The sequence below is a fragment of the Thiobacillus sp. genome (genome assembly GCF_024708915.1).
In genome coordinates, this window is sequence record NZ_JANJXQ010000017.1 from 1 (window position 1) to 11,715 (window position 11,715).

Here is an 11,715-nt window from a genome sequence, read left to right on the forward strand (position 1 = left end):
GCGATGATGAGTTGCAGGCGCTCTTTGGCGACCGAGGCGGTGGCTTTCTTTTCGCCGAATATGAGGGAGAGCCAGGACATGTCACTTGCCTCCGAACAGACGTTTGATCAGGCCCGGCTTTTCGTATTCGACGAAACGCAGCGGGTGTTCTTCGCCGAGAAAACGGCCGATCGTATCCTGGTAGGCGTCGGCGACCGGCGTGTCTTTCTGGTGGATGGCCGGGATGCCCTGGTTGGACGCCTGCAGCACCGCCTCGGATTCGGGAATCACGCCCAGCAGTGGAATCCGCAGCAGTTCCTGGATGTCGGTGTAGGTCAGCATCTCGCCATCGTGCGCACGTTTGGGTGAATAGCGCGTGACCAGCAGGTGTTCCTGCACCGGTTCGCGGCCTTCGATAGCGCGGCGGCTTTTCGACTGGATGATGCCGAGAATGCGGTCGGAGTCGCGCACCGACGAGACTTCCGGGTTGGTGACGACGATCGCCACGTCGGCAAAGGTCAGCGCCACCACCGCACCGTGCTCGATGCCGGCGGGCGAGTCGCAGACGACGTAGTCGTAGCCCTGGTGTTCGAGCTCCTTCAGCACCTTTTCCACGCCTTCCTCGGTAAGGGCGTCCTTGTCGCGGGTCTGCGAGGCGGGCAGCACGTACAGGTTGTCGGCGTGTTTGTCCTTGATCAGCGCCTGGTGCAGGTTGGCGTCGCCCTGGATGACGTTGACGAAGTCGTACACCACGCGGCGCTCGCAGCCCATGATGAGATCGAGGTTCCTCAGGCCGACGTCGAAATCGATCACGGCCGTCTTGAAGCCGCGCAGGGCCAGGCCGCTGGCGATCGAGGCGCTGGTGGTGGTCTTGCCGACGCCGCCCTTGCCTGAGGTGACAGTGATGATGGTGGTCACGGAGCTTCCTTTTTTGCTGGGGAGTTAGAGAGGTTCGATGACGATCTGGCTGGCATCGGCCAGGCGGATTTGCGCGGGTTTGCGCGCTACGGCGGCATCCGGTGCAGATTCAAAGGTGCGATAGACGCCAGCGATCGAGACCAGTTCGGCTTCGAGATGGGTGGTGAAGATGCGTGCCGAGGCGTCGCCGCGCGCGCCGGCGAGGGCGCGGCCCTTGAGCGGCGCATAGACGTGGATGCTGCCGTCGGCGATCACTTCCGCGCCGGGGTTGACCGCGGCCAGCACCACGATGTCGCCGCCCGCCGCGTACACCCGCTGGCCCGAGCGCAGCGGCTTGTCGATGATGCGGGTGGGGGCGGCGGCAGGCGCGGCGGCGGGTTCCGGTGCGGCCTCGGCTTGTGGCGCGGACGGCGCGTCGACAGGCGCAGCTGTCGGCGCGGGCGCGACATCGTTGAGCACCAGCAGCCCGGCCTGCGCGGCGGCGGCGGCCAGTTCGGACGACGCATTCTGCACCGCGAACGGGTTCAGCCCCCGGCTTTTCAGTTCCTGCGCCAGCCAGGTCCAGTCGGGCGATGCCGCGTCGGCCGGCAGACGGCCGCACTCGAATACCGCGGCCTCGCCAGCGAAGAAATCCGGCGTTGCCGCAAACAGCGTGGTGAGGTGCGTGTTCAGCGCAGCATGCTCGGCGCTGTTGAGGATGACTTGTATCCCGGCAAGCCGCGTGGTTTTCAGTTCCAGCGCGGGTGCAGGGCGGGGCTCACGTCGGCGCGGCATGGCAGGCAGGGCGGGGAGAATTCACAAAACGGGCGGATAGAAAGCAACCCCGAGAGTCTAGCCGCACCTGCATGGCGGGGCAAGGCGCGTTATACCCCGCGCCCGCCCGCGTGTTGAGGCGGTTCGGCAAGCCGGCCGCCAGGCGATGGGAAACGCCTATTTCCCCGGGATCAGCAAAACAGGTTTGACGGCAAGACGTGCGGTTCCCTCGGCGACGCTGCCGAGTAACAGGCGCGTCAGCCCGCGGCGGCCATGGGTGCCGATGACGATGAGATCGGCCGGCCAGGCTTCCGCGTCGTGGGCAATCATCTCAGATACCCGCTGATTCATGGTCTCGATCTGGACGAGATGCGTTTCAACCCCCACCCCGGCAGCCGTTGCGGCCGTTTCTGCCTGGGCCAGGATTGACTGCCCGTTTCTGGCGATGCTCTCCAGCATGGCGGGCTGGTCAATAAACTCGGCGCCAAAATTATTGATGTTCGTGGCGTCGATCACGTGCACGATCCGCAGGCGGGCGTGCTGTTCGGAGGCAAGCCTGATGGCAGCCTGCAACGCAAGATCGCTGGTTTCGCTCGCATCTACAGCCACCAGAATTCGATTGAACATGATGTCTCCTTGAAAAGATGCCACGCGGAAGACCGTATCAACAACCGGATGATGGTTGAAATATAGACGCTGGCGCTGGTGTGAGGCGGCACGATGAACCCATGCCGCCCATACGGAGCCGCGGGGGCAGTGCGGAATCGGCCTGTTCGCAGCGTGGCGGGTTGCCGCGATGATCGCAGGCGTACCCGGGCTCAGGCTGCCTCTTGCGGCCGCATCTGCCGGCGGTAGAGGAATTCCAGCACCTGGCTGCGCAGCGCGGCGTAGTGCGGGTCGTGCGCCAACTGCAGGCGGTCGCGCGGCCGTGGCAGACCGACGTCGAGGATTTCGCCGATGGTGGCGGCCGGGCCGTTGGTCATCATCACGATGCGGTCGGACAGCAATACCGCCTCGTCGACGTCGTGGGTCACCATGATGACGGTGCTTTTTGTCGCTGCGACGATCTTCATCAGTTCGTCCTGCAGGTGGGCGCGGGTCAACGCGTCGAGCGCGCCGAAAGGCTCGTCCATCAACAGCACTTTCGGTTCCATCGCCAGCGCGCGGGCGATGCCGACGCGCTGCTTCATGCCGCCCGAGATCTCGCCCGGCAGCTTGGCCGCGGCATGGCTCAGACCCACCAGATCGAGCGCGGCGCGGGTACGCGCCTTCAATTGCGCACTGGTTTCGCGGCCGCCGAACACTTTTTCCACCGCCAGATGGACGTTTTCGAACGCGGTAAGCCAGGGCAGCAGCGAATGATTCTGGAACACGACGCCGCGTTCCGGGCCGGGCCCCCTGATCTCCTTGTTGGCGAGCAGCAGCACGCCGCCGCTGGCGTCGAGCAGGCCCGCCACCAGATTGAGCAGGGTCGACTTGCCGCAGCCGGAGTGGCCGATCAGCGCGATGAACTCACCCTGCTCGACATTGAGATTGATGCCGGTGAGCGCGGTGAATTTGCCTTTCCTGGTGCTGAACACCATCGAGGCGTTTTCGATCTGGACGTAGCTTTGCATGTTTGTCTCCGTGAAGGGTGAGGTGGCAGGCGTGAGGGCGGCGTGTGTGAACTTCACCTCACGCCTGACCCTTTACGCCTCACTCATACGAGAACCGTTTCGCGATCAGCATCAGACCCTGCTCCAGCAGCAGCCCGACGATGCCGACGATGAAGATGGCGATGATGATGTGGGCGACGTTGAGGTTGTTCCATTCGTCCCATACCCAGAAGCCGATGCCGACGCCGCCGGTGAGCATCTCGGCGGCGACGATCACCAGCCAGGCGACGCCGATTGCCAGCCGCACGCCGGTCAGTACGTAGGGCAGCACGGCCGGGAACAGGATGCGGGTAAACACCTTGAACTCGGACAGGTTGAGCACGCGCGCGACGTTCAGGTAGTCCTGCGGGATGCGCTGCACCCCGGCGGCGGTGTTCAGCACCATCGGCCAGATACTGGAAATGAAAATCACCCAGATCGACGCCGGCTCGGCCTTCTGCAGCACCAAGAGGCCGATCGGCAGCCAGGCGAGCGGCGACACCGGCCGCAGGATGCTGATGATGGGCGATAGCATCTGGTTGAGGAAGGCGAAGCGGCCGATCATGAAACCGAGCGGAATGCCGATGGCGGCGGCGAGTCCGAAGCCGATGCCGACGCGGTAGAGCGAGTTGAGGATGTTCCAGCCGATGCCCTTGTCGTTGGGGCCGTTGTCATAGAAGGGATCGGAAAACAGATCGACTGCGGCGACCCAGGTTTCAGCGGGACCGGGTATCGTGCCGCCGGTGTTGGCGATGATCGCCCACAGCGCGACGAAAAACACCAGGCCGAGCGCCGGCGGGATGCTGGCCTTGACGCCGTTGACCACGCCTTCGAGGAAGCGCTTGCCGCCTTCGGTTTCGAACAGCGGCGTGCGGCGCGCCGGCAACACGGGTTCGTTTGCGGCGAACTGCTCGGTTTCCGGTGCTGCCATGACTTCGGACAGGTTTCGGTCGTTCAATGTGACTGCATTCATATGCGTTCTCCTTGTGCCCCGGCGAGGCCGGGGCATGCGTCATCCTCAGGCCTTGATCTTGAAACTGTCGGCGTACCTGGCTGGATCCTTGCCGTCCCACGCCACGCCGTCGATCAGCTTCGACGAGCGCATCCCGGACTTCGGCAGCGGGGTCTTGGTCATCGTGGCGGCATCCCTGTAGATGTCGATGCGGTTGACCTGCTTCGCCACTGCCAGATAGTCCGGGTGGGCCTTCAGCAGGCCCCAGCGCTTGTGCTGGGTGAGAAACCACATGCCGTCGGACAGGTAGGGGAAACCGACCTGGCCGCCGTTGAAGAACTTCATGTAGTTGGGGTCGGCCCACTTCTTGCCGTTGCCGTTGTCGTATTCACCCTGCATGCGGCCCACGATCGAACCGTAGTCGGTGTTGACGTAGGACTTGGCTGCGATCACCTTCGCCACTTCGGCGCGGTTCTTCATGTCGTCGATGTATTTCGACGCATCGAGAATGGCGGCGACCATCGCCCGCGCCGTGTTGGGGTATTTCTGCACGAATTCTGCGGTGGTGCCGAGCACCTTCTCCGGATGATCTTTCCAGATGTCCTGCGTGGTCACGGCAGTGAAGCCGATGTTGTCGCGGATCGCGCGTGCGCCCCATGGCTCGCCGACGCAGAAGCCGTCCATGTTGCCCACCCGCATGTTGGCGACCATCTGCGGCGGCGGCACGACGATGTTCTTGACGTCGCGGAAAGGATCGATGCCGTAGGCGGCCAGCCAGTAGTACAGCCACATCGCGTGGGTGCCGGTGGGGAAAGTCTGGGCGAAGGTGTATTCGCGCGGCTCGGCCTTCACCAGCCTGGCGAGCGAGGCGCCGTCGACCGCACCCTTGTCCTTCAGTTGTTTCGACAGCGTGATCGCCTGGCCGTTGTTGTTGATCGTGGCGAGCACCGCCATGTCCTTCTTCGGCCCGCCGATGCCGAGCTGCACGCCGTAGATCAGACCGTACAGCACATGGGAGGCGTCGAGTTCGCCGTTCACCAGCTTGTCGCGCACCGCCGCCCACGAGGCCTCCTTGCTGGGCGTGATCTTGAGGCCGTATTTCCTGTCGAAACCTTTCACCGAGGCCATCACCACCGACGCGCAGTCGGTCAGCGGAATGAAGCCGATGCTGAGATTGGGTTTTTCCGGTGCATCCGAGCCGGCGGCCCAGGCGCCCTGTCGCACCCCCGGCGGCACCAGCGCCATGAGGGCGGCAGCGACGGAAACGCCGGTGGTTTTTTTCAGGAAATCACGCTTACCCGGGTCTTGTACGATGGGCTTGTCCTGGTTGTCGCTCACGTTGCGTTCTCCAAATACCCAAAGGGCATAAATAAAAAGGCGTCGCCTTCCGGGCGGACGCCTTTGTCCAAGAAATGAATAAATCAGGGCCACGCTGAAAGCCACATCGTTGCGACTGTTCAGCAGAGGTATAGCAACCGCTGTGCCAGAACCGCGGATTCCTTGTGTTTTCTGGCTTGGCAGGGTTTTCGTGGTCTGGCGGCCCGATCGGTGCGTTGCGATTGCGCACCTATGCAGTGCGCATCCGCGCCGCCATGCACCAAACGAAACTAGATTTTTTGCAGGATCTGGCGCGCGATTTCTGCCAGCTTCATGCCACGATCCATCGCCGTGCGCCGCATTTCGCGATACACCTCGGGCTCCGATGCGCCGGTCTGCTTGATCAGCAGCGCCTTGGCCTGGTCGATCAGCCTGCGTTCGGCCAGTTCGAGGCGCGCCTGTTCAAGCTGGCCGTGCAATGTCTGGAAGGCTTCGAAGCGCGATACCGCGACGTCGAGGATGGGGCGCAGGCGCGCCGGGTCGAGCCCGTCGACCACGTAGGACGTCACCCCCGCCTGCGTCGCCGCGCGGATCGATTGCGTGCTGCCGTCGCCGGTGAACATCACGACCGGACGCGGACAATTCTGGTTCGCCACGCAGAGGTGCGCCAGCGTATCGCGGTCGGGCGAGTCCTGCGCGATGATCACCACGTCCGGGCGCAGCGCCCGCACCTGCGCATCCAGACTGCGCGCCGAATTGAGCGTGGCCGCGACCACACAGCCCGCCGCTTGCAGCGCGGGCACCAGCATCGCCAGCCGCTCGGGCTGGTTTTCAATAATCAGTACGCGCATGTTCCATTCGGTTGTCTGTAGGCGTCGTAAAAAAGCGGCCTCCGGAGGGGCCGCCAGGTCGGAGGAGGCTGCCTGAGCGTGGTTGTTGCTGCGTAGCAGCTTTACAACCACGGCCTCCCCCTTGCGGGGACAACCAAGGCCTGCCCTTTATGGGTGGAGCAAGCGGGCCTTGCGGTCTGGATGCTCGCTCTGGATACAGCAGGGGGCGTGCCAGCTTCTGGAATACTTGATTATCAAATGCTTGTGTGTTTTTGAGGCGTGCGGGGCACGGGCTGGGGTGTGCCGTTGTGGTGCATGGGGCGGGGGAATGGAATCAAAACGGGGCGCAGATGGGGCGCGTCATTGCGAGCACCCGTAGGGCATAAACGTGGCGTAGCAATTCTGTCTTTGGATTGGTGCGGAGCACGGCTGAGTAGTTGGCGCTTCTGTGAGACTGCTGACCGTTGGCCGGGGGTTGCCCGGCGGCAAGTTACTTTTCTTGTCTCGCCAAGAAAAGTAACCAAAAGAAGGCGACCCCGACATCCCCGAATTCCCGAGAATTGGTCCTGCCGGGTGGGCGGCAAAGAACTCGCCCCGCTTTTGCTGGGTTGGTTTAATTCTTGTGAGCGGGGCTCAAACACCTTTGCCGCTGATCCACCCGGCAGGACCAATTCTCGGCGTGGCTGTAAGGGGGAAACAAAAACCAGGCCAATGGTGTCAGGACAGTTTGTGTACTTGGGCGAGCTTTACTGCGAAACACTCAATCCGAGTCCGCGACGGTAGCTCATCGCCAAACTGGTTTTGACGTCCTTCCCCTTACAGCCCCGCCGAAGATCAAGTGTGGCGGGTGGATCAGCGGCAAAGGTGTTTGAGCCTCGCCTACAAAAAAACAAATTAAAAACAGCAAGGCGGGGCGAGTTCTTTGCCGCCCACCCGACGCGCTTGATCTTCGGGAATTCGGGGATGTCGGGGTCGCCTTTTCTTGGGTTACTTTCTTTTGGCGAAGCAAAAGAAAGTGACTTGCCGCCGGGCAACTCCCGGCCAACGGACTCAAGTACAGCGAACACTTCAACTACCCGGCAACCACTCAGCCGTCACTTGCACTTCATCTCCGGCGTCAGCTTCATCCACTTCGCCAGCCAGTTCTTCGCCCGCTCGCGTGCATGCCGTGTGGCGATCTTTTCCTCCGGCGTCTGGTCGGGGCGGAAGTCGAACGCGCGCCGTGCCATCGGGTATTCCTGCCATTCCACCGGCACGCCGCGCTCCCACAGCGCATAGAACGCGCGGCCGCCGTTCATGCGGCGCAGTTCGTAATCGGCGTCGCCGATCAGGTACAGGATCGGTGTATTGAGCTGGGCGATTTCGGGCGCGATGCTGAACAGCTGCTCCGGCTCGGGCGCGTTGGGATTCTGCATGTGGCCGTAATAGCTGACGATGGCGGCGATGTCGTTGCCGCGCCTGGCGGCCAGCCGGATCGCGTAATACGGGCCGCGCGACAGGCCGACGATGCCGGCCGGCTGTTTGCAGGCGTTGGGCAGCGATTTCAGGTAGTCGAGTCCGGCTTCCACATCCATTTCGGTGTCCGGGTTGTGCGCAGAGGGCCAGCGCTCGATGAAACGGCCGCTCTGCCAGTCGGGCGCGACGACCAGAAAGCCCTGCTCGGCGAGTTCGCGCACGTGGGCGCGCTCGTCGCCTTCGTAGCCGCGTTTGGCGTGGATGAACAGCAGCGGCGGGAACGGGCCCTTGCCGGCGGGGGTGGCGATTTCGACCGGCACCTCGGAGCCGTCGGCGGCCTGGATGGTGGTTTGGCTCAGCTCGACGGCGTTGGCGAAGGCCGGTGCGCCCAGCGCCGATGCTAAGATGGCGCCCGCGATGACGAGTCTTTTCATGGTCTTCTCCTGGTGTTGTTCTGGCCACCATTCTAGGCCAGTGCCCCCGGTTTCCTGTGCGGTCAAAACCTGCCTCGGCGGGCATCGATGCCGGTGAACGCCTCCCTCGACGAACCGGCGATTCCGCCCCGGCTGCAGCGGCCGCTGGCGGCGATGTGGATTTCGCTGGGCCTGCATGCGGCGCTGATTGCGCTGGTGCAGCTGGCGCCGCCGTCTGCGCTGAGCCTGGAGGGGCCGGTGATCGAGGCGCGGCTGGAGTCGCCGCCCGCTGCGTTGCCTGCGGTGGATGCGCCGCCCCTCGCGCCCGCGGTGGATGCGCCGGACGACCCCGTGCAGGAGCCCCCCCGGCTTGCACCGAGCGAGACGGCGGAGGCGCTGCCGGTGGCCGAGCCGCCTGCACCGCCGCCCGTATCCCTCGCGCCGGCTGCTGCCGAAGTACAGCCGGCCGCGCCCGCTGCGCCAGAGCCTGATCCGGCGCCATCGCCGTCGGCAGCTTCCGCGCCGATGCCGGGCGTGACGATCAGCAGCCCGGTCGATCTCACCTACTACGGTGCGCGCGACGTCGACGTGCATCCGCGTGCCTTGCGCGAGATCGTGCCGGATTATCCTGTCGCCGCCGACCGTCAGCGGCTGTCCGGCAAGGTGCGGCTGCAACTGAAGCTGGAGGCGGATGGCCGCGTCAGCGACGTCGATGTCGTGAGTGCCGCCCCACCCGGCATGTTCGAGGATTCAGCGCTGAAGGCGTTCCGCGACGTTCGCTTTGCTCCGGCGCAAAAGGGCGGCCGCCCGGTGCGCGCGCGGGTGCTGATCGAGGTGGAGTACGACTGGGAAGGACGGCCGCGGTAAGCAGTGGCAGGCGGCGGGTTTCAGGGGGCGTCGGCGATGCCCTGCAGAATGGGGCAGTCGGGGCGGTGGTCGCCGTGACAGGCCTGCGCGAGTGCTTCCAGGGTGGTGCGCATCTCGGTCAGCGCCGCGATGCGGGCGTCGAGATCGGCGATGTGCGCTTCGGCCAGGCGCTTGACGTCGGCGCTGGCGCGTCCGGGGTCGTCCCAGAGCGACAGCAGCTGGCCGATCTGATCGAGCGAAAATCCGAGGTCGCGCGCGCGGCGGACGAAGCGCAGCAAATGGACGTCGCGTTCGCGATATTGCCGGTAGCCCGCCTGCGTGCGGCTGCTTGTGCGGATGAGGCCGCTGCGCTCGTAATGGCGGATCATCTTGGCCGACACGCCGCTGGCGCGGGCGGCATCGCCGATGTTCATCGCGCGTCCCCGGCAGGACGCCAGCGCCGCAGCAGCAACGCGTTGCTCACCACGCTGACGCTGGAGAAGGCCATCGCCGCGCCGGCAATGACCGGATTCAACAGGCCCGCCGCGGCGAGCGGAATGCCGACCACGTTGTAGATGAAGGCCCAGAACAGGTTCTGCCGGATCTTGCTGTAGGTGCGCCGGGAAATGTCGATGGCGTCGGCCACCAGCGCCGGGTCGCCGCGCATCAGGGTGATGCCGGCGGTATGCATGGCGACGTCGCTGCCGGAGGACATGGCGATGCCGACGTCGGCGGCGGCGAGCGCCGGGGCGTCGTTGATGCCGTCGCCGACCATCGCCACCGTCCCGCCCGCGGTCTTGAGCCGGCCGACGTGCATGGCCTTGTCCGCCGGCAGCACTTCGGCCAGCACGGTGTCGATGCCGAGCGCGTCGGCCGCCACCTGGGCGGCGCCGCGGTTGTCGCCGCTGAGCATGACGGTGGCGATGCCTTGCGCCTTGAGGCGCGCCACGCCTGCGGCGGCAGTGGGCTTGATGGCGTCGCCGAAAGCCAGCACGCCCAGTGCGCGGCGGTCGCTGGCGCGCGCCAGCCACGACACGGTGCGGCCTGCGGCCTGCAGTTCGGCCGCGGCGGCATCGAGCGCGGCGGTGGCGACGTCGTTCTCGGTCATCAGGCGGCGATTGCCCAGCCAGTATTTCTCGTCGCCGACTTCGCCGGCAATGCCGCGCCCCGGCAGCGCCTGGTGCGCGCGCGCGGGCGGGGGGGCGCTGCCGGAAGCGGCGTGCTTCGCCAGTACCGCGCGCGCCAGCGGGTGCTCGCTGCCTGCCTGCAGTCCGGCGGCGATGGCCAATACCTCGTTTTCGTCGTTGCCGTCCGCCACCAGGCAGGCCACCACGTGCGGGGTGCCGTCGGTGAGGGTACCGGTCTTGTCGAACACTACGGTGTCGACCTTGTGCGCCAGTTCCAGCGCTTCGGCGTCCTTGATCAGGATGCCGTGGCGCGCGGCGACGCCGGTGCCCGCCATGATGGCGGTAGGGGTGGCCAGACCGAGCGCGCACGGACAGGCGATCACCAGCACTGCGACTGCGTTGAGGATGGCCTGTTCGGCGTCGCCGCCCAGCGCCCACCAGCCGGCAAAGGTGAGCAAGGCGATTCCCATCACCACCGGCACGAACACCGCACTCACCTTGTCAACCAGCCGCTGGATCGGCGCCTTGGCGGCCTGCGCGTTTTCCACCATGCGGATGATGCGCGCCAGCGTGGTTTCCGTTCCCACTGCCGTGGTGCGCGCGAGCAGCACGCCGTGCGCGTTGATGGCGCCGCCGGTCACCGTATCGCCCGCCTGCTTGTCGACCGGCAGGGATTCGCCGGTGAGCATGGATTCGTCGATCTGACTTTCGCCTTCGATCACCTCGCCGTCGACCGGCACCCGTTCGCCGGGGCGGATCACCACCAGATCGCCCACCCGGATTGCGTCGATCGGCATGTCGCGGTCGACACCGTCGAGACGCACCCGTGCGGTGGCCGGGCGCAGGGCCTGCAGGGCACGGATGGCTTCAGTGGTCTGGCGTTTGGCGCGCGCCTCCAGCCATTTGCCCAGCAGCACCAGGCTGATCACCACCGCCGACGCCTCGAAATACAGATGCATCGGGTCGCCGCTCGTTAGCAGCAGGTATACGCTCAGACCATAGGCCGCGCTGGTGCCGACGGCCACCAGCAGGTCCATGTTGCCGCTGCCGGCGCGCAGCGCCTTCCAGCCGGCGCGATAGAAACGTGCGCCGAGCCAGAACTGCACCGGCGTCGCCAGCACCATTTGCAGCCAGCCCGGCGGCATCCAGTGCACGCCGAACAGGCTGCCGAGCATGGGGGCGACCAGCGGCAGCGATAGCGCGATCGCCAGTGCCACCGGCCACCAGTCGGGCAGCGCGCGCCGCGGCGCAGCCGGGCTGGCGCTTGCCGCCTGCGGCCGTGGGGCGCCCAAGCCCGCGCCCGCCCCCCCGGCGAAAAGCGCGGCGGCCGCCGGGCCCAGCGCCACCCCCCCCGGCCCCGGCGCCGGGGGTGGGGGGGCTGGGCCGGGCGCCCGCCGCGGTGACCGCGGCGGTGGCGCGCGCCGGCTTGGGCGCGCCACGGCCGCAGGCGGCAAGCGCCAGCCCGGCTGCGCCGCGGCGCGCGCTGCCCGA

12 protein-coding genes and 1 pseudogene are annotated in these 11,715 nt (G+C 65.8%); 1 reads left to right on the forward strand and 12 read right to left on the reverse strand.

All coding sequences use genetic code 11. The features are described from left to right. From Q0L94_RS17885 to Q0L94_RS01485, 10 genes and pseudogenes are all read right to left on the reverse strand, one after another. Positions 1-80 (reverse strand): annotated as a pseudogene (locus Q0L94_RS17885) (cell division topological specificity factor MinE); the annotation flags it as partial. A gap of 1 nt (position 81) precedes the next feature. After that, complete coding sequence (gene minD, locus Q0L94_RS01445) at positions 82-897, reverse strand: septum site-determining protein MinD (RefSeq protein WP_296749382.1); 816 nt, start codon at positions 895-897, stop codon at positions 82-84. 24 nt (positions 898-921) lie between these two features. Next, entirely contained in the window at positions 922-1,671 is a 750-nt protein-coding gene (minC, locus tag Q0L94_RS01450) for a septum site-determining protein MinC (RefSeq protein ID WP_296749383.1), read from the reverse strand. Between the two features lie 156 nt (positions 1,672-1,827). Continuing rightward, positions 1,828-2,277, reverse strand: coding sequence for a universal stress protein (locus Q0L94_RS01455; RefSeq protein ID WP_296749385.1), 450 nt, complete (start codon positions 2,275-2,277; stop codon positions 1,828-1,830). A gap of 191 nt (positions 2,278-2,468) precedes the next feature. Beyond that, entirely contained in the window at positions 2,469-3,266 is a 798-nt protein-coding gene (locus tag Q0L94_RS01460) for an ABC transporter ATP-binding protein (protein ID WP_296749387.1), read from the reverse strand. A gap of 79 nt (positions 3,267-3,345) precedes the next feature. After that, positions 3,346-4,257, reverse strand: a complete 912-nt coding sequence (ntrB, locus tag Q0L94_RS01465; protein ID WP_296749389.1) for a nitrate ABC transporter permease — start codon at positions 4,255-4,257, stop codon at positions 3,346-3,348. A gap of 45 nt (positions 4,258-4,302) precedes the next feature. Beyond that, positions 4,303-5,574 carry a CmpA/NrtA family ABC transporter substrate-binding protein gene (locus Q0L94_RS01470; RefSeq protein ID WP_296749391.1) on the reverse strand — a complete coding sequence of 424 codons (1,272 nt, stop codon included), beginning with the start codon at positions 5,572-5,574 and terminating at the stop codon, positions 4,303-4,305. Between the two features lie 269 nt (positions 5,575-5,843). Then, complete coding sequence (locus tag Q0L94_RS01475; RefSeq protein WP_296749393.1) at positions 5,844-6,404, reverse strand: ANTAR domain-containing protein; 561 nt, start codon at positions 6,402-6,404, stop codon at positions 5,844-5,846. Positions 6,405-7,129: 725 nt separating this feature from the next. Continuing rightward, on the reverse strand, positions 7,130-7,450 hold the full coding sequence (locus tag Q0L94_RS01480) for a hypothetical protein (RefSeq protein WP_296749395.1): 321 nt from the start codon (positions 7,448-7,450) through the stop codon (positions 7,130-7,132). A 27-nt stretch (positions 7,451-7,477) separates the two neighbouring features. Continuing rightward, positions 7,478-8,272, reverse strand: a complete 795-nt coding sequence (locus Q0L94_RS01485) for a dienelactone hydrolase family protein (RefSeq protein ID WP_296749397.1) — start codon at positions 8,270-8,272, stop codon at positions 7,478-7,480. An 87-nt stretch (positions 8,273-8,359) separates the two neighbouring features. On the opposite strand from Q0L94_RS01485, the gene Q0L94_RS01490 reads away from it, so the two are divergent. Continuing rightward, positions 8,360-9,118 carry an energy transducer TonB gene (locus tag Q0L94_RS01490; RefSeq protein WP_296749399.1) on the forward strand — a complete coding sequence of 253 codons (759 nt, stop codon included), beginning with the start codon at positions 8,360-8,362 and terminating at the stop codon, positions 9,116-9,118. A gap of 20 nt (positions 9,119-9,138) precedes the next feature. Here the strand turns inward: Q0L94_RS01490 and cueR are convergent, their stop codons facing one another. Further along, a complete protein-coding gene (cueR, locus tag Q0L94_RS01495) occupies positions 9,139-9,531 on the reverse strand; it encodes a Cu(I)-responsive transcriptional regulator (protein WP_296749401.1) in 393 nt (130 codons plus the stop codon). After that, positions 9,528-11,516 carry a copper-translocating P-type ATPase gene (locus Q0L94_RS01500; protein WP_296749403.1) on the reverse strand — a complete coding sequence of 663 codons (1,989 nt, stop codon included), beginning with the start codon at positions 11,514-11,516 and terminating at the stop codon, positions 9,528-9,530. The genes cueR and Q0L94_RS01500 overlap by 4 nt, the downstream gene beginning before the upstream one ends. Positions 11,517-11,715 lie beyond the last annotated feature (199 nt).

Excerpts from the sequence above, each read along its gene's own strand:
- minC (WP_296749383.1), bottom strand. The coding sequence starts at position 1,671 with ATGCCGCGCCGACGTGAGCCCCGCCCTGCACCCGCGCTGGAACTGAAA.
- Q0L94_RS01455 (WP_296749385.1), bottom strand. The coding sequence starts at position 2,277 with ATGTTCAATCGAATTCTGGTGGCTGTAGATGCGAGCGAAACCAGCGAT.
- Q0L94_RS01460 (WP_296749387.1), bottom strand. The coding sequence starts at position 3,266 with ATGCAAAGCTACGTCCAGATCGAAAACGCCTCGATGGTGTTCAGCACC.
- ntrB (WP_296749389.1), bottom strand. The coding sequence starts at position 4,257 with ATGAATGCAGTCACATTGAACGACCGAAACCTGTCCGAAGTCATGGCA.
- Q0L94_RS01475 (WP_296749393.1), bottom strand. The coding sequence starts at position 6,404 with ATGCGCGTACTGATTATTGAAAACCAGCCCGAGCGGCTGGCGATGCTG.
- Q0L94_RS01485 (WP_296749397.1), bottom strand. The coding sequence starts at position 8,272 with ATGAAAAGACTCGTCATCGCGGGCGCCATCTTAGCATCGGCGCTGGGC.
- Q0L94_RS01490 (WP_296749399.1), top strand. The coding sequence starts at position 8,360 with ATGCCGGTGAACGCCTCCCTCGACGAACCGGCGATTCCGCCCCGGCTG.
- cueR (WP_296749401.1), bottom strand. The coding sequence starts at position 9,531 with ATGAACATCGGCGATGCCGCCCGCGCCAGCGGCGTGTCGGCCAAGATG.